The sequence below is a fragment of the Agrobacterium tumefaciens genome, assembly GCF_013337285.1.
Taxonomy (GTDB): domain Bacteria; phylum Pseudomonadota; class Alphaproteobacteria; order Rhizobiales; family Rhizobiaceae; genus Agrobacterium; species Agrobacterium burrii.
The window spans coordinates 1-17,218 of record NZ_SUPW01000008.1; the positions used below are offsets into that span (position 1 = coordinate 1).

Annotated in this window: 12 protein-coding genes; 7 read left to right on the forward strand and 5 right to left on the reverse strand. The window is 60.9% G+C overall.

The window, feature by feature from the left end:
• Positions 1 to 357 (reverse strand): AGE family epimerase/isomerase (locus FCH38_RS19155; RefSeq protein WP_174374772.1); only part of this gene is annotated, 357 nt, incomplete at its 3' end.
• 334 nt (positions 358 to 691) lie between these two features.
• Here FCH38_RS19155 and bcsN point away from each other — a divergent pair.
• From bcsN to FCH38_RS19180, 5 genes are all read left to right on the forward strand, one after another.
• On the forward strand, positions 692 to 1,687 hold the full coding sequence (bcsN, locus tag FCH38_RS19160) for a cellulose biosynthesis protein BcsN (RefSeq protein WP_336510814.1): 996 nt from the start codon (positions 692 to 694) through the stop codon (positions 1,685 to 1,687).
• A gap of 97 nt (positions 1,688 to 1,784) precedes the next feature.
• The gene (bcsA, locus tag FCH38_RS19165) at positions 1,785 to 3,974 is read left to right on the forward strand and encodes a UDP-forming cellulose synthase catalytic subunit (RefSeq protein ID WP_174374774.1); all 2,190 of its coding nucleotides are present in this window, start codon (positions 1,785 to 1,787) and stop codon (positions 3,972 to 3,974) included.
• Positions 3,971 to 6,475 carry a cellulose biosynthesis cyclic di-GMP-binding regulatory protein BcsB gene (locus tag FCH38_RS19170; RefSeq protein WP_149899169.1) on the forward strand — a complete coding sequence of 835 codons (2,505 nt, stop codon included), beginning with the start codon at positions 3,971 to 3,973 and terminating at the stop codon, positions 6,473 to 6,475. Before bcsA ends, FCH38_RS19170 begins: the two co-directional genes overlap by 4 nt.
• The gene (locus FCH38_RS19175) at positions 6,472 to 7,527 is read left to right on the forward strand and encodes a glycosyl hydrolase family 8 (protein WP_174374775.1); all 1,056 of its coding nucleotides are present in this window, start codon (positions 6,472 to 6,474) and stop codon (positions 7,525 to 7,527) included. The genes FCH38_RS19170 and FCH38_RS19175 overlap by 4 nt, the downstream gene beginning before the upstream one ends.
• Positions 7,518 to 9,866, forward strand: a complete 2,349-nt coding sequence (locus FCH38_RS19180; protein ID WP_174374776.1) for a cellulose synthase — start codon at positions 7,518 to 7,520, stop codon at positions 9,864 to 9,866. Before FCH38_RS19175 ends, FCH38_RS19180 begins: the two co-directional genes overlap by 10 nt.
• A 27-nt stretch (positions 9,867 to 9,893) precedes the next feature.
• Here the strand turns inward: FCH38_RS19180 and FCH38_RS19185 are convergent, their stop codons facing one another.
• Entirely contained in the window at positions 9,894 to 11,048 is a 1,155-nt protein-coding gene (locus FCH38_RS19185) for an amidohydrolase (RefSeq protein WP_174374777.1), read from the reverse strand.
• Positions 11,049 to 11,105: 57 nt separating this feature from the next.
• Positions 11,106 to 12,752, reverse strand: a complete 1,647-nt coding sequence (locus FCH38_RS19190; RefSeq protein ID WP_174374778.1) for a GNAT family N-acetyltransferase — start codon at positions 12,750 to 12,752, stop codon at positions 11,106 to 11,108.
• A gap of 234 nt (positions 12,753 to 12,986) precedes the next feature.
• Here FCH38_RS19190 and FCH38_RS19195 point away from each other — a divergent pair, with 234 nt between their 5' ends.
• Together FCH38_RS19195 and FCH38_RS19200 are read left to right on the forward strand one after the other, a co-directional pair.
• Positions 12,987 to 13,721: an SDR family NAD(P)-dependent oxidoreductase gene (locus FCH38_RS19195; RefSeq protein ID WP_174374779.1), complete on the forward strand. Its 735-nt coding sequence runs from the start codon at positions 12,987 to 12,989 to the stop codon at positions 13,719 to 13,721.
• A gap of 35 nt (positions 13,722 to 13,756) precedes the next feature.
• Positions 13,757 to 15,109, forward strand: a complete 1,353-nt coding sequence (locus tag FCH38_RS19200; protein WP_174374780.1) for an aspartate aminotransferase family protein — start codon at positions 13,757 to 13,759, stop codon at positions 15,107 to 15,109.
• 45 nt (positions 15,110 to 15,154) lie between these two features.
• Here FCH38_RS19200 and FCH38_RS19205 read toward each other — a convergent pair whose 3' ends face one another.
• The gene (locus tag FCH38_RS19205; protein ID WP_149899164.1) at positions 15,155 to 15,592 is read right to left on the reverse strand and encodes an EamA family transporter; all 438 of its coding nucleotides are present in this window, start codon (positions 15,590 to 15,592) and stop codon (positions 15,155 to 15,157) included.
• Positions 15,593 to 15,774: 182 nt separating this feature from the next.
• Positions 15,775 to 17,121, reverse strand: coding sequence for a dicarboxylate/amino acid:cation symporter (locus FCH38_RS19210; RefSeq protein WP_174374781.1), 1,347 nt, complete (start codon positions 17,119 to 17,121; stop codon positions 15,775 to 15,777).
• Between the last annotated feature and the right edge of the window lie 97 nt (positions 17,122 to 17,218).

Consider the following 17,218-nt stretch of genomic DNA (forward strand, 5'->3'; position numbering starts at 1 on the left):
AGACGGATCGATGAGTTTTCCGGTCTGGTCGGCGAGGTTTCCGTAAAGGCCGTTATCGAGGCGATAGACCTTTTCGAACCAGCTCAAGCCATGCAGGAGCGCGTCTTTCCATGGCCCCTGCCAGCCATGCTGGCCGGCAGCGGCGAAACAATAGGCCTGGCGTGGCTGAACGCGGGCGCGGCGGTCATCGGAAAAAACCGGTTTGGCATCCTGGCCAAGGCGCTCGTAAAAGCCGCCATCCGGACGGGCGGAACCCGCCTCCCACCACAAGGGCAGGGCATCTTCATCCAGCCATTTCCGTAATGTTCCGACCTCTTCGGCAAGCGCCTGAGCGGCACTCGGAAATTGCACTGTCATACGTCAACTCTCTGTTTTTACAGGTTAATAAAAGATAGATCAATAAAATACGTGATTATAGAAGCAAGTAGACCATGGGACATATTGCGCTGCAACCGTAAAATCATCGACCTCACGCTGAGCCAACCCGTGCCAATGCGATTGGTTCCACCGTCTTGTATGGCAAATAACGCGTCCAAGGTGATTCGGAATCCATAAAGTGTCAGAAATTACAACGAAAATTTGAGATTGCTTATTCGTAGTCCTCACGTATTTCGTAGCAATGGTCTCGTCACTAGTGATTCGGCCTCTTTTTAATCTGGGCGGCGTTGGGGCAATAGAGGGGCACAAGGCAGTGAAATTTTCTGCCTATACTTCATTGCTGTTCTCGATTGCGGTTCTTTCGGGCTGCAATACTCCCGCGGGCGTTCGTTCGTTCGGGGGCGCGCAGATGTTGTCTCCGTCGCAGGCGCTGGTTTTCCCGCCACCCGGTGGTCCGGAAGTCGTCACCGTGGTCAATCACACCTATTCCAATGCGGTGGCGCAGCAGATCATATTGCGCTCCGAGGCCGCGACACCCGGACAGAATTATATCAAGGCAGAGTTTTTCGGCCCGCAGCAGGCCGGCGATACCGATCGCGATGCTCTTGGTTTCAGCGGTTTTAGGGCAGCCTCCGTCGCGCGGGAAATCCGCACGGAGTTTCCGGGTCAAAACATCGCCATGTCGGCAAATTACCTGCAGAACGGCTATGGCGCGTTTTCTTATGCCGCCGGCAGCGGCCGGGGCGACGATACCTGCCTTTATGGCTGGCAGGATATACGCTCACCGGAAAGCATGCGGCAGGATTTCCGCAATCTCGGCCGCATCAAGGTGCGGCTGCGCCTTTGCCAATCCGGCGCGAGTGTCGAGCGGCTTCTGGCGGTCATGTATAATTACACGATCACCGGCACCTATGCCTCGGAAAGCTGGAACCCTTACGGCACGCCGCAGGGGGTGAACGCAAATCTCGGCCGCCCGGGTAATCCGGTCTATCCCCTGAAGACAAACGAGGTGCCGATGCGGCCCGGCGGCGAAGTGACCGGGAGCGTGCCGACAACGCCGCCGGTCCGTCGCGCTGTCGCCGTCGCACCGGCTCAGCCGGAACCGCAGCCGCTGCCTCCGGTCGCGGCGGTCAGCATTCCGTCGCCCTCGTCAGTCGGATCACCCGTCCAGTCCGCAAGGCCGACGATGGCAGGCAGGCGGGCCGGTAACACACCGGTGGAGGGCGGTCAGCCGCCATCGCAGGTTCCGCAGGTCGCCATTCCGTCGCCCGCATGCCTGTCCGGTTCGGGAGGGGTTCAGGGATGCTGATGATCTGTGGAGCCGCAGCGAAAGAAGATGTCGAGGCGCAGGTCGCCCACATTCCGGGCGTTAATGCCGGGTGGGGAAGAGAACGGAAAGTTGTCGGATGAACAAGGCCATCACAGTCATTGTCTGGTTGCTTGTGTCGCTTTGCGTTCTGGCCATCGTCACGATGCCCGTCAGCCTGCAGACGCATCTGGTCGCCACCGCGATCTCGCTCGTTCTTCTGGCGACCATCAAAGGATTTAACGGGCAGGGGGCCTGGCGTCTGGTGGCCCTGGGTTTCGGCACGGCCATCGTTCTGCGTTACGTCTACTGGCGGACCACCAGCACGCTGCCGCCCATCAACCAGCTCGAAAACTTCATTCCCGGCTTTCTGCTTTATCTCGCGGAAATGTACAGCGTCGTCATGCTGGGCCTCAGCCTCGTCATCGTCTCCATGCCGCTGCCGTCGCGCAAGACGCGGCCCGGCTCGCCGGACTATCGGCCGACTGTCGACGTCTTCGTGCCGAGTTATAATGAAGATGCGGAGCTTCTGGCCAACACGCTGGCGGCAGCCAAGAACATGGATTATCCGGCCGACCGGTTCACCGTCTGGCTGCTGGATGATGGCGGCTCGGTGCAGAAGCGCAATGCCAGTAACATCGTTGAGGCGCAGGCGGCGCAGCGCCGCCACGATGAGCTGAAGAAGCTTTGCGAGGATCTCGACGTGCGTTACCTGACGCGCGAGCGCAACGTCCACGCCAAGGCCGGCAATCTCAATAACGGTCTTGCCCATTCGACCGGCGAACTCGTCACGGTGTTTGACGCCGACCATGCGCCTGCCCGCGATTTCCTTCTGGAGACGGTTGGTTATTTCGAGGAAGACCCCCGGCTCTTTCTGGTGCAGACGCCGCATTTCTTCGTCAATCCCGATCCCATCGAGCGCAACCTGCGCACCTTCGAGACGATGCCGAGCGAAAACGAGATGTTTTACGGCATCATCCAGCGCGGTCTCGACAAGTGGAACGGGGCATTTTTCTGCGGTTCCGCCGCCGTGCTGCGGCGCGAGGCGCTGCAGGATTCCGATGGCTTCAGCGGCGTCAGCATCACCGAGGATTGCGAAACGGCGCTGGCGCTGCATTCGCGCGGCTGGAACAGCATTTATGTCGACAAGCCGCTGATCGCCGGTCTGCAACCGGCCACATTCGCGAGCTTCATCGGCCAGCGCAGCCGCTGGGCGCAGGGCATGATGCAGATCCTGATCTTTCGCCAGCCCTTGTTCAAGCGCGGCCTCTCCTTCACGCAGCGCCTTTGTTACATGTCTTCGACGCTGTTCTGGCTTTTCCCGTTCCCGCGCACGATCTTCCTGTTCGCGCCGTTGTTCTACCTGTTCTTCGATCTTCAGATTTTCGTGGCCTCGGGCGGGGAGTTCCTCGCCTATACGGCCGCTTATATGCTCGTGAACCTGATGATGCAGAACTATCTCTATGGCAGCTTCCGCTGGCCGTGGATTTCCGAACTTTACGAATATGTGCAGACGGTTCACTTGCTGCCCGCCGTCGTTTCGGTGATCTTCAATCCCGGCAAACCGACCTTCAAGGTGACGGCGAAAGACGAATCCATTGCCGAGGCGCGGCTTTCCGAGATCAGCCGCCCGTTCTTCGTCATCTTCGCGCTTCTGGTAGTGGCGATGGCTTTTGCGATCTGGCGCATCTATAGCGAGCCGTACAAGGCCGATGTGACGCTCGTCGTCGGCGGCTGGAACCTGCTCAACCTCATCTTCGCAGGCTGCGCACTCGGTGTCGTCTCCGAGCGCGGCGACAAGTCGGCATCGCGGCGCATCACCGTCAAGCGGCGCTGCGAGGTGAAGCTCGAAGGCAGCGATGCATGGCTGCCGGCCTCCATCGATAACGTCTCGGTGCATGGCCTGCTGATCAATCTGTTCGATGGCGCAACCGCTGTTGCCAAGGACACGACGGCGATCGTCCGGGTCAAGCCGCATAGCGAAGGCGTGCCGGACACCATGCCCGTCAACGTGGTCCGGACGGTTCGTGGCGAAGGGTTGGTTTCCATCGGCTGCACCTTCTCGCCGCAGCGCGCCATTGATCACCGCCTGATTGCCGACCTGATCTTCGCCAATTCCGAACAATGGAGCGAGTTCCAGCGCGTGCGCCGCAAGAACCCCGGACTCATCCGCGGCACGGCGATCTTTCTGGCGATATCGCTGTTTCAGACGCAGCGCGGGCTCTTTTATCTGGCCAAGGCGCTGCGACCTGCCGCCAAAAGCGTCAAACCTGCCGGAGCTGTAAAATGACCGGCGGCAGAAAGATCAGGGGTTCGCTTATAGCATTGATGTGGAGCGCCGCCGCAACCGGTGCGATGGCGCAGTCCTCACCCTTTGATATGTCGCCGGAAAGGCCCGCGCAGACTGCGCCTGCGCCGGTGCCGCCGCCCGTTGTCGTTCCTCCCGCTGCGCCCAGCCAGCCGTCGCCGGTCCAGCCTCCGGCGATACCACCGGCGCAGCCGCCCTTTGTGGTTCAGCCGGCGCCAATGCCGCAACCGCCGCAGCGGACCGCCGTTCCGCCTGCATCGGTTCCGCCCGTTCCCGTTCCTCCGCGTCAGGAGGGAGCAAGACCAGCCACGGCGCAGGCCCCCTTATCAGCTGCTGATAGCCGCCGACGTTATATATTGCCCTATGAGAAGCTCAGCCTTTCCGGCGAGATGGCCCGGCGGCAATGGGGTATCTATCTGACGCCCGAACAGGCCAATGCCGCCGTTTCGCTTAATATCGGTTATCAGAACGCCATTGTGGTCGCGCCTGAAAGCTCGAATTTTCAGGTCAGCCTGAACAATGTTCCACTGGATGTGGCGCGCATTGAAGCGCCTGACGGTGAGGGCAATGTCTCCCTGAAAATACCTCCCGGCGTGTTGCAGGTCGGCTCAAACGTCGTGACGCTCGGCGTGCAGCAGCGGCACAGGACGGATTGCACGATCCAGTCCACCTACGATCTGTGGACTGACATCAACCCGGCGAATACCTACATCGGCTTCAACGCCGATGTTGCCGGCGCTTTCGCCAATATAGACGACATTCAGGCGACTGGACCGGACGGCAAGGCGGCGACTTCGATCGAGATCGTTGCGCCGTCGCTCGGTAATCCGGCATTTGCGGATTCACTCCTGCGCCTTTCGCAGGCGCTGGCGCTCAGAACCCAGATGCCCAACCAGACCATCCGCTTCGTGACGGCCCCTTCCTCCGAGCGCAAGCCCGGAACACTGACGGTTCTGGCAGGCACCGCCCGTGAGATTGCGGGTATAGCCGGGGCGTTGCCGCCGGAAGCATCGGCGGGCGCCTTTGCCGGTTTTGGCAGCGTCGCGCCAGGCGGCTTCTCGCCGCTTTTCGTCAGCGGCCCCACTCCGCAGGCGGTGCAGGCGGCCATAGAGACGCTGTTTTCGTCAATATCGCGTGCGCCCGGCGCCCAGCGAACGGCTTTTTCGACCCGCAGCTGGCATGCGCCGGATGTTCCGCTCATCACCTCGGACCGCCGTATCGCGCTGTCCGAACTCGGTCTCGAAAGCAGCGAATTTAGCGGACGCCGTTTCCGCAACGAGTTTTATATCGGCATGCCCGCCGATTTTTATGCCTCGGCCTATGGCGAGGCATCGCTGCTGCTCGACGCGGCCTATTCCTCGCAGGTCTTGCCTGGCAGCCATATCGACATCTACGTCAATGACGAGATCGCTTCGACGGTGCCGATCTCCAACAATGGCGGCGGTATTTTCCGGCATCTACCCATCAACGTCACGATGCGCCACCTGAAGCCGGGACCGAACAAGATAACAATCGAGGCGGTGTTGATGACGGCGCAGGATCAAGCCTGCGCGCCGGGTGCGCCGGCCAGCACGACCCCGCGTTTTGCCCTGTTCGACACCACCGAAATCCATATTCCGGATTATGCCCGGATCGGTCGCAAGCCGGATCTCGCGGCGATGGCCGGGGCTGGCCAGCCCTACAGGGCTGCCGGAAGCCCGGTTGCGCTCTCGCTGGACCGGTTTGATACCGACACCATGTCGGCGGCGGCAACCCTCGTCAGCCGGCTTGCGAGTGTTGCCGGACATCCGATCAATGTTGAGACCGTCGCCTCGCCGCTGGTGATCGGTGATCGGGATGCGCTGTTTGTCGGAACGATTTCGCAATTTCCGCAGGCGCTGATCAGCCAGTTCAATCTCGTTCCCTCCAGCCAGATATCCTGGAAAGTCGGAACCGGTGTTCAGCCGCCCGCGCAGAGCAGCGAAACCTTGTTCAACGACTGGCGGGAGAGGGTCGATGGCGGCGTCTGGGAGGGGCAGGTCTCGTCCTTCGAGGATTGGATGAAGCGGAATTTCGACCTGAGTTCGGAGACGCTACGCTTCCTGCCGGCGGCCGAGCAACCGTATGCCCCGCCCGCCAATGTCTCCTTCATGCTGGCGCAGGGGCTTAGCCCTTCCGGCGAAGGCGTCTGGACGCTTGCCACCGCGCCGACGTCGGCCGAACTTCTCGACGGCATGTCGGCGATAACGCGCGAGAACCGCTGGGGCGACGTCACCGGACGGGTTGCCGCTTACGATGCGACTGCGGAAAAGGTCGAAACAGTCGAGGTGGAGCGGCCGTATTTTTATATCACCGGAGCGTTTTCGCTCTCCAACTGGAGACTGATCGCTGCCAACTGGCTGTCCTCCAATGTGCTTTCCTATTCGCTGGCATTCATCGGTTTCGTGTCGCTTCTGGGTTTCGCCACCTTCGTGATGCTGCGGCTGATGGGACGACATCGATGACGGGCGGGATTTCGAAACTTGCCCGCATTATCTGCCTGTCCGTGATGGCATTGGTCGCCAGCATCTCCATCGGCCACGCCGCATCGGTGTCACCGGAAGCGTGGTCTGCGTATAAAAACGCCTTTCTCGATCCCGGCGGGCGCATCATCGATACCGGCAACGGCAATATCAGCCACAGCGAAGGGCAGGGTTACGGCATGTGGCTTGCCGTGCTCTCCGACAACCTTGCCGATTTCGAACTGATCTGGAGCTTCACCCGCACGGAGCTGCTGGTGCGTGACGACGGGCTTTCCGCCTGGAAATGGGATCCGCGCACCCGGCCGCACGTCACTGACATCAATAACGCGACCGATGGCGATATCCTGATCGCCTATGCGCTGGCGCTCGCCGCCGGCCAGTGGAACCGGCAGGATTATGCCGAAGCGTCCGCAGCCATCGCAAACGCCATCCTCAAAAAAACAGTGGTGCAGCGTGGTGGTAGAACGCTGCTTTTGCCGGCTGGCAGCGGGTTTGGTGAAAATGACAGGGCCGATGGCCCGGTGGTCAATCCATCCTATCTGATTTTCGAAGCCTTTCCGGTGCTCGACCTGGTTGCGCCATCACCGCTCTGGAAGGCGCTTGCCGATGATGGCGTGGCGCAGGTCGGCGCATTCGCCTTCGGCGACAGAAAATTGCCGGCCGACTGGGTATCGGTGAAAACGAAGCCGCAGCCGGCGGCGGGTTTTCCTGCGGAATTCGGTTATAATGCGGTGCGCATACCGCTTTACCTCTCAAGGGCGAAAATGGGAGTACCGGAACTGCTGGCGCGGCTGAAAGACGGCATGGCGCTGGAAAGCGGTGCGGCCGGAACCTTCGATCTGAAGAGCGGAGCGGTCAAGGACGTGCTGTCGGACCCCGGCTACCGCATCATTCCGGCACTGGCGGCCTGCGTTGCCGGCGGTCCGGCCATTCCCGCCGAACTTAAAAGCTTCCAGCCAACACTTTATTATCCTTCCACATTGCATCTTCTGGCATTGTCGTTTCTGGCGAGGAATAACGGGGAATGCCGATGAACAAGCCACTGTCGACTTCGGCTCTCATCCTGCTTCTGATTGCGCTTGCCGCCTTCCACTGGCGCGACAGCATTCTTGGACGAGTGTCTGATGTGCACACCTCGGCGGTGGGCGACAACCGCGCGGTGCCACGTATGTCTCCGACAGCGGCCAATCCGGCGCAGATCAACGCCTTCGTCAAAAATCGCGAGATGGCGCAGGTGACGCCGCCTGTCACGGTGCCGGCCGCAACGCCGCCGGTAACGGTGCCGGCGATGGACCGCCCGCCGCAGGCCGGCTGGCAATCACCACAGCCGCAAATGGCGCAGGCTCCCACTCCCCGCGCGGCTGAGCCGGCTGCGGCCAATATGCCCGAGGTCGATCTCAGCGCGCTGCGTTATTTCGCTGCGAGGGGCGATACCCAGCGCCTTCAGGCCGAGATTGCCCGGCTACGCACGCTTTATCCGAACTGGACGCCACCGGCCGATCCGCTCGCCATTCCAGAAAATGGCGATCCCAAACTCGATGCCATGTGGCAGCTTTATACCGATGGCCGCTACGCCGAAGTGCGAAAGGCGATTGCCGACCGCCAGCAGGCGGAACCCGGCTGGCAGCCGCCAGACAATCTGACCGGCATGCTTTCGCTTGCCGAGGCCCGCCAGCGGCTCGTCAATGCGTCTGATCTCAAGCAATATGCGACGGTGGTTGATGCGGCCGCCAACAACCCCGGTCTGCTGACCTGCAGCGAAGTCGATGTTTTGTGGCGGGTGGCGGATGCCTTCGCCAATACCGACCGCATGGGGCGGGCGCGGGACGCCTATCTCTATATTCTCAACAATTGCACGATGCCAAGCGACAGGCTTGCGACGGTGCAGAAGGCGTCGGCGCTTTTGCCGGCGGAGATGATGAGCGAGCTGCTGACCAAGGAAAAACCCGGCGCCGATGGCCAACTGGAATTCGAACCGGTCAAGAACGATCTCGCCCGCCAGTTCGTGGCGAAGGCGGGGGAGAAGGAGGGCATTTCCGTCCCTTCCGCTTACCTGATGCGGCTTGAAAGACTTGCCGAAACTGACAAGCTGGCCAGCGACGCCCTGCTGCTCGGCTGGTACAATATTCGCCAGAAGAACATGGCGGAGGCGGAAAAATGGTTCCGCAAGGCGCGGGAAGAAGAAGACAGCGCTTCTGCTTCGCAAGGCTTGGCGCTGGCCTTGATCGACCGCAACGAGCCGCGTGAGGCCGAAGACGTCATGCATAAATGGCGCACCTCCTCCGATGACGCGCTCGCCACCTATCTTGCCGCAACGGCCAATCTTCTGGCGCTTGAACCGCCTGTCGTGCTGCCGCCGGATGTGCTGCAACGCATCGCTGCCGAAACGGTGGCGCGCAAGGATGCGGCGACGGCGCAGCAATTCGGCTGGTATTCGCTCGCCTTCCGGCAGACGCCGCTTGCCTTGCAATGGTTCAGTACCGCGCTTGGCTGGAAACCGGATGACGAGCCTTCGGCCTATGGCGTGGCGCTCAGCTATCATGACCTGCGCAATCTGGCCGGTCTGCGCGGCATCCAGCAGCAATGGGCAAGCCGCTCGCAGCGCATTGCCGATGTGGGAACCGCACGCATGGTGGATCAGTCCGGGCAACCGCTGACGCCGGTAACCGCACCGCCTGTTGCCGCAGTCTCTCCGACGACAGCACCGGCACCCTATGCGCCGCAGGCGGAGACAGCGGTGGTGTACAGTCAACCAACCGTTCAGCAATCGGCTCCGGAGCCTTCGCGCAAGCAGGCACGCCGCCCGACGCAAGCGCAACGGGAAGCCAGCGCCGCATCGCGCCCCCGTTCCTGCGCAGCCTATCCCGATCCGCAGCGACTGCCGCCGCAGCAGGCGCTCGATCTTGGCTGGTGCCTGATGGAGACCAACCGGCCGGCGGAGGCCCTGAAAGCCTTCGAATCCGCCATTGAAGGCGGCCAGTCGACGGTAAAAAGCGATGCGGCCTATGGCCAGAGCCTTGCCTATCTGCGCATGGGGCTGACGGACCATGCGGCCGTTTCGGCGACGAAATCGGGCATGGATCGCCCGCGCGCGACCGAGTTGCAGGTCTCGATCCTAGCGGACAGGGCGGTTTCCGCCTTCCAGTCGAAACGCTATGCGGAAACGCTGCTGCTGCTCGATCAGCGTTCACGGCTTGCTGATGAGCGCGCCGATCTGATGGTGCTGCGCGGTTATTCCTATCTTGCCATGCGCCGTTACGGTGACGCCGCGCAGATTTTCGAAAGCCTGACGTCGATCGGCAATAAGGACGGCATCCGCGGACTGGCCGCGGTGCGCGCCGCCCGGCCGAGCAACGGTCCGCAAGGGGGCTAAGTTACGGCGGCCAGAGAATGGCCGCTTCTATCCCGCATCCGTCAGGTTGCGGATGATGCGCATGAAGATGCCAGCGCCGATGCCGATCAACGCGTCCGGAAAATCATAGTCGGGATTGTGCAGGTTGGGGTAGTCCTTGCCCGCGCCCAAAAAGAACATGGCCGATGACGAGACGGCACGGAAGCGGCCGAAATCTTCGGAAGCGCGCATGGGCAGCCCTTCCGAATTGTGGGAAATTTTCTCCTCATCCAGCGCCCTCAGGATGTGATCGACTGCGTCAGGCGCATTTTCGCAATGCAGGAAGATATCGTCGTAAGTGATATCGAGCGCCAGTTTCTGTTCGTCCGCCAGCTTTTTCGCGAGCGCTTCCGCAGCCGTGCAGAGCTTTTCCATCCGGTCGTCGGTGAGCGTGCGGAGCGTCGCCCAGACTTCCGCGTCGGCCGGGGAAATGCCGAAGGCCGCTTCGCCCATCACCGCATGGGTGATCGTCACCATCGAAAAATCGGGTTCTGGCGGAAAGCCGGAGCCAAGATCGGTCAAGGCCGGCATCAACTGCGATATCGCCCGCATCGGCGAAACGCCGTGTTCCGGCGAAGAAGCATGCGCCGTCTTGCCGGAAAGGCGAATCTTGATGCCGCGGGAGGCGCAATTGACCGGGCCTTCCACCACGCTGACATGGCCGAATGGCAGACCGGGAAGATTATGCAGCGAGAAGGCGTAATCCGGCGCTATCTCCTCAAAGCGCGGATCGGCGATGACGGCGGCGGCACCCGAGCCGGTTTCTTCCGCCGGCTGATAAAGGAGGATGACGCTGCCGGTTTGCGGTCGGTTGCGGGAAAGGCCAAGCGCCAGCGCCGTCAGAATGGTCGAGTGGCCGTCATGGCCGCAAAGATGGCCCTTGCCGTCGGTGCCGGAGCGGTATTCGGCCTCGCTTTTTTCGTGAATGGGCAGCGCATCGAGTTCGGACCGGATCAGGATCGCCGGGCCGCTTTTGCCGCTGTCATAGACCGCTGCGACGCCATGGCCACCCAGATCGGCAAGAAGCTTGTCAGGTTTTGCCTGTTCGAGGAAAACGCGGATGCGTCGGGCTGTTTCCTTTTCTTCGCCGGAGATTTCCGGATGCCGGTGCAGATCATGGCGAAGCTCGACGAGGTCTAGCATGTCCTTATTGGTCAGAAACATAAAAATCCCTGCAGGTTGCGGCCGGTTTTTCCTGCCGCAACTTACAGATCATTGCCTTCAATGCAAAACCTTTGGCGGGTGCCAGCGTTTGCCCGTTGTCTTGGTTTTGGCGGCAAGCGTGATGACATCGGCAGGCAAAGCGACCTTTGGTTTGGCCAGTTCCAGCCGTGCAAGGGCCGCGCGCGCTTTCTCGGCATATTCCAGATGCGCGGCGTCGTCCGAATGATAGTGCTGCAGCCTGTCGAGGATTTCTGCCCCTTCCACCGCCCTTTCGGCGGCGATGAGGGCGACGGCGCATTTATAAAGCGCCTCGCGGTGGAAGGGCGCGCGATTGGTCACCTGCCGGAAAGCCTCTGACGCCTCGTGATAATGTTGTTGCGCCAGCCGCGCCTCACCGATGCGCATCCAGAGCAGCACCGGGTCCTGACCGCTGGCAAGAAGCGCCAGAAAGGCGATTTCCGCCTCCCGAAACTCACCCCGGTCGAAAGACAGGTTGGCGAGACCAAATTGCGCGCCGGAATGGTCGGGTGCTGCCGCCAGCACCTGGGCAAAGGCGATGTTGGCGGCCGGTTTCTTGCCGGTCTTGTAAAATTTGAGACCCTGCTCATAGACGAAGCGGACGCTGCGCGGGTTGAGCGTGCCGCCGAGATTTTCGCCCGAGCGGGTGCGGAACAGTGTGCAGCTGAGTTTCTGCTCCTCCGGTCCGAAGAAATACTTATACGGCTCGTTGCCGCGCAGGAAGTCATAGGTTTTTAAACCCTGGTCGATGGCCCGGCGGATGCAGTGCCCGTGCAGCACGAGGCCGGGCGAGGGGGTCTTCCAGTTTTCATCGCGGCCGGTGATGTAGAAAAGCACCGACTTTTTTTGCCGGTCGATGATGTTGGCCAGCGCCCCCAGCGGCTGGTCGCCAAACCACAGGACAGGCACTTCCAGATCGCCTCGGATATAGACATCCATCAGCATCTGCCGCGTCGCGCCGATCAAAAGTTCCGTGCGCTCCTTGCCTTTGTGGGGCGCCCAGCGAATACGCCAGAAATCGAACAGGATATCCATGTCCCGCTTGATCGTTTCCCGCGTTGCAAAGGTGATGCGATATTCATCGCCGCCCTCCACTTTCCGCAGGAAGCGCCTGAGCTTCTGGCGGGTCTGGCTGCTCATATGGCTGTCGAGATAGCCATCGAAAGTGTCGGGCAGGGTGACAACCGGGCAGATGCAATTGTTGATGTTATAGGGGTTGGTCGGCATGTTGTCGCGGAACATGACGAGCGGTCCCTGAAGTGCGCGGACCATCGCACTGTGCCGTTCCGGCGGGCCGGAGAGGTAGTCGAGCTTGAGTTCGGTCCAGTTCTGCTGGCGAATGAAGGAGCAGAAACCGGCGACGGCGTGATTTTCATAGTCCGGCAGGGTGATGAAGCCGGTGTAATCGGCGGCCGCATTGCCGGCCATGACGATGCTGTCGTGGAAGCGGCCGGTTTTCTTGTCCGGCTCGGTGACGAGGCGCAGCGGGAAAAACGCCACATAGGGTGAGCCTTCCGGGCGTTCACGCAGAGCCAGAATGAACCAGCGCTGGCGGTGCGGCATATAATCCCTGAGCCAGCCCCAGGAGAGGAAATGCCGGGCATGGGGATCAGCGATGTACACAGCTTCCCAGTTTTGCCGGATCGCCTCGAAGCCGGCCTCGGTGTCGATGATGTCGATACGCATTCTTGCCCCCTCCCAATACAGATCACACATTCGGGAGGTTTCATTTTATGGGCAAATGGCCGGCTTCAAATATTCCCTTCGGGTGAAAGGCGCCCATCAAATGGGATTAGCCCGTGGCGCGTTTCCCGCCGGTACGCCGCGACAAAAAAGCCCTTGTCCACCTGTTGTAACTCTCTAACATGCGGGCTGAATGTTCGATCGGCTCAACGGTCCGCATGGCACGGGAGTTCTTATATGGCAGTTCCTTTTATGCTTCTGACCGGCGCAAGCCGTGGAATAGGACATGCCACCGTCAAGCTGTTTCAGGAGAAGGGCTGGAGGATTCTCACCGTATCGCGGCAACCTTTCTCAGAGGAATGCCGCTGGCCCTCGGCGCGGGAGAGCCATATCCAGGCGGATATTGAGGATTTGTCCAGCATCGAAGATCTGGCGGCTGAGGTGCGTTCGCGCCTGCCGGAAGGAAAGCTTGCCGCCCTTGTCAACAATGCCGGTATCTCGCCAAAGGGCGAAGGCGGCAGCCGTCTCGGTGTCGCCGACACCACGGCTGACATCTGGACCCGGGTGCTCAACGTCAACCTCGTCTCCACGGCGCTGCTCGCCCGCGCACTGTTGCCGGAACTGGAGGAGGCGAAAGGCTGCATCGTCAACGTCACCTCCATTGTCGGCTCGCGGGTGCATCCTTTTGCCGGCGTGGCCTATGCCACATCGAAGGCAGCACTGGCGGCGCTGACGCGGGAACTGGCGCATGAATTCGGCCCGCGCGGCGTGCGCGCCAACGCCATAGCGCCGGGTGAGATCAACACCGCCATCCTCTCCCCCGGAACCGCAGAACTGGTTGAAGCCCAAGTGCCGCTCGGCCGGCTGGGCACCACGGCGGAGGTGGCGCAGACCATCTATTTCCTCTGCTCGGAGCAGTCGAGCTACATCAACGGCGCGGAAATTCACATCAATGGCGGCCAGCACGTCTGACGCCTCAGCCCATCCAACCAACGGAGCCTTTACCGATGACCATCCTGCCGAATTCCGTCGAGGCACGCGATATCGCCTATCAGATGCACCCGAACGTCAACCTGCGCAAATTCGAAAAGACCGGCGGTCTGGTGATCGAAAGCGGTGATGGCATCTATGTCACCGACAGCAGCGGCAAGCGTTACATCGAGGCGATGGCGGGGCTGTGGTCCGTGGCGCTTGGCTTCGGTGAGCAGCGGCTGGTGGACGCGGCGACGAAGCAGATGCAGAAGCTGCCCTATTACCACACTTTTTCCTACAAGACGCATGGCCCGTCCGTCGATCTTGCCGAGCTGCTGATCGAGCTTTCACCGGTGCCGATGTCGAAGGTGCATTTCACCTCTTCCGGCTCCGAGGCGAATGATCTTGCTGCGAAGATGGTTTGGTATCGCTCGAACGCGCTGGGCAACAAGAACAAGAAAAAGATCATCGGTCGCATCAAGGGATATCACGGCGTCACGATCGCATCCGCCTCGATCACCGGCCTGCCGCGCAACCATGAAAGCTTCGATCTGCCGCTGGACCGCATGCTGCACACGGCCTGCCCCTCCTATGTGCATTTCGGAAAGGATGGAGAAAGCGAGGCGGATTTCACCGCGCGTATCCTGAAAGAACTGGAAGACCTCATCCTCAGCGAAGGCCCCGAGACCATTGCCGCCTTCTGGGGCGAACCGGTGATGGGCGCCGGCGGTGTTCTGCTGCCGCCGGAAGGCTATTGGGAGGGCGTGCAGGCGATCCTGAAGAAATACGACATTCTGCTTGTCGTGGACGAGGTGATCTGCGGTTTTGGCCGCACCGGCAAGATGTTTGCCTGCGAGACCTATGGCATCAAGCCGGATGTGCTGGTCGTTTCCAAGCAGATTTCGTCGTCCTACATGCCGCTTTCAGCGATCATCATGAATGATAGTTTCTACCAGCCGATTGCCGATGAGTCCGATCGTATCGGCTCCTTCGGCCATGGTTACACCGCTTCCGGTCATCCGGTCGCGACGGCGGTGGGGCTGGAAAACCTGAAGATCATCCAGGAGCGTGATCTGGTCGGCAATGTCGCCCGGCTGGAAGGCAGGTTCCTCGATCATCTGAAGGCGCTTGCCGAGCATCCGCTCATTCATTCCTCACGCGGCGTCGGTCTTCTCGGTGCGCTGGAAGTGAGGCCATGGGAAGGCCTCAAGCCCGGCGATACGACGCTCGCCATTGCCGCCGCCATCGAGGAAGAGGGTGTCATCACCCGGCCGATCGGCGAATCCATATGCTTCTGCCCGCCGCTGATCATCACCGCCGAGCAGCTGGATGAGCTGTTTGCCGGCGTGAAACGCGGTCTCGACAAGGTCGCGGCTACACGCGGTTGAAGGTTTTATAGTTAGCGTCGGCCGGTTTATCCGGCCGGCCTCATCTTATCCCCTGTAGGCCACAAGTACGGCGCCGCAGGCGATCAGCACCACGCCGAGCCAATTGGGCAACGACAGCCTTTCCCCCAGAAACAGCACCGCAAAGACGGCGACGAAGACGACGCTGAGTTTGTCGATGGGCGCGACGCGGGCGGCATCGCCGATTTTCAGCGCCCGGAAATAACATATCCACGATGCGCCGGTCGCCAGACCCGAAAGCACGAGGAACAGCCAGGTGCGCCCCGAGACGGTGGAGGGCTGCTGCCAGTTGCCGGTGACATAAACCATCAGGCCCGCGGCGGCGAGAATGACGATGGTGCGGATGAAGGTGGCAAAATCGGAATTGACGTTTTCGATGCCGACTTTCGCAAAAATCGCGGTCAATGCCGCGAAAGCCGCCGATAACAGCGCCCAGAATTGCCAGGCCAGAAACAGGTTCTTCATGTGGGGCCTACTCCGTTCTTCGCATTCGCTCTGTCTGGCTTTACAGCATCGGCTTTGCGATAAGAACCGTTTTCGCAGATGTGCTTGAACGAAGAAAGCCGGCACATCGAGCGAATGCGCCGGCTTTCATGTGAGAGCCTGTCCGGACGGAGCCGGGACAGGCCGGACCTTGGGAGGTCGTATTATTCGGCGGGCTGAACCGAAGCCGGCAGCGAATCCACATCGGCGATGCCGGAGATTTCTTCCTGGCCACTCAGCACGCGGGCAAGCTGTTCCTCATCCAGTTCGCCTTCCCAGCGGGCGACGACGATGGTGGCGACCGCGTTGCCGACGAAGTTGGTGAGCGCGCGGCATTCCGACATGAAGCGGTCGATGCCGAGGATCAGCGCCATGCCGGCAACAGGAACCGAAGGCACGACCGAGAGCGTGGCTGCGAGCGTGATGAAGCCTGCGCCGGTGATGCCGGCCGCACCCTTGGACGACAGCATCGCCACCAGCAGCAGCAGGATCTGTTCACCGAAGGAGAGGTGGATGCCCGTCGCCTGCGCGATGAAGAGAGCCGCCAGCGTCATGTAGATGTTGGTGCCGTCAAGGTTGAAGGAGTAACCGGTGGGAATGACGAGGCCGACGACGGAGCGCTTGCAGCCTGCCTTTTCCATCTTGCTCATCAGGCCCGGCAGCGCGGCTTCCGAAGACGAGGTGCCGAGAACGAGCAGCAGTTCTTCCTTGATATAGCGGATGAGCGCGACGATGGAGAAGCCGTTATAGCGGCAGACGGCGCCCAGAACCACGAACACGAACAGGGCTGACGTGATATAGAAAGTGCCGATCAGCATGGCGAGGTTGGTGACGGACGAAATGCCGTATTTGCCGATGGTGAACGCCATGGCGCCGAAAGCGCCGATGGGTGCGGCCTTCATCAGGATCGCGACCAGCTTGAAGATCGGATACATCATGGCATGCATGAAATCGGTGACGGGCTTGCCCTTTTCGCCGACGATGCCGAGCGCGATGCCGAATAGCACGGAGAAGAACAGCACCTGCAGAATATCACCGCTGGCAAATGCGCCGACGATGGTGGTCGGGATGATGTTCATCAGGAAGCCGGTGATGGTCTGCTCATGGGCCTTGTCGGCGTAGGTCGCGACAGCCTTGGCATCCAGCGTGGAAGGATCGATGTTCATGCCCGCGCCCGGCTGTATGGTATTGGCGACGATGAGGCCGACAACGAGCGCGAGGGTGGAGAACACCAGGAAGTAGATCATGGCCTTGCCGGCCACGCGTCCAACCTTCTTCATGTCGTTCATGCCGGCGATGCCGGTTGCGACGGTGAGGAAGATGACGGGAGCGATGATCATCTTGACGAGGCGGATGAAGCCATCGCCGAGCGGCTTCAGCTGCTCACCGAAGGTCGGGTAAAAATGGCCAAGCGCGATACCGGCGATGATGGCGACCAGAACCTGGAAATACAGGTGTTTGTAAAATGGCTGCTTGGCGTGGCCTGCGGCCACGGCTGTGCTATCGATCATGTTTTTTCCTCCTCGGCCTCACCCTGCCTTTATTGGCCTCCCGGGATCGCCGTGACGTTGACGGCTTCGCGCCGATTGCGGAGTCATGTGCAATACG

What these genes read in the sequence shown, in the direction of transcription:
- bcsA (WP_174374774.1), top strand. Translation starts at nt 1,785, where the DNA reads ATGAACAAGGCCATCACAGTCATTGTCTGGTTGCTTGTGTCGCTTTGC.
- FCH38_RS19170 (WP_149899169.1), top strand. Translation starts at nt 3,971, where the DNA reads ATGACCGGCGGCAGAAAGATCAGGGGTTCGCTTATAGCATTGATGTGG.
- FCH38_RS19175 (WP_174374775.1), top strand. Translation starts at nt 6,472, where the DNA reads ATGACGGGCGGGATTTCGAAACTTGCCCGCATTATCTGCCTGTCCGTG.
- FCH38_RS19180 (WP_174374776.1), top strand. Translation starts at nt 7,518, where the DNA reads ATGCCGATGAACAAGCCACTGTCGACTTCGGCTCTCATCCTGCTTCTG.
- FCH38_RS19185 (WP_174374777.1), bottom strand. Translation starts at nt 11,048, where the DNA reads ATGTTTCTGACCAATAAGGACATGCTAGACCTCGTCGAGCTTCGCCAT.
- FCH38_RS19190 (WP_174374778.1), bottom strand. Translation starts at nt 12,752, where the DNA reads ATGCGTATCGACATCATCGACACCGAGGCCGGCTTCGAGGCGATCCGG.
- FCH38_RS19195 (WP_174374779.1), top strand. Translation starts at nt 12,987, where the DNA reads ATGGCAGTTCCTTTTATGCTTCTGACCGGCGCAAGCCGTGGAATAGGA.
- FCH38_RS19200 (WP_174374780.1), top strand. Translation starts at nt 13,757, where the DNA reads ATGACCATCCTGCCGAATTCCGTCGAGGCACGCGATATCGCCTATCAG.
- FCH38_RS19205 (WP_149899164.1), bottom strand. Translation starts at nt 15,592, where the DNA reads ATGAAGAACCTGTTTCTGGCCTGGCAATTCTGGGCGCTGTTATCGGCG.
- FCH38_RS19210 (WP_174374781.1), bottom strand. Translation starts at nt 17,121, where the DNA reads ATGATCGATAGCACAGCCGTGGCCGCAGGCCACGCCAAGCAGCCATTT.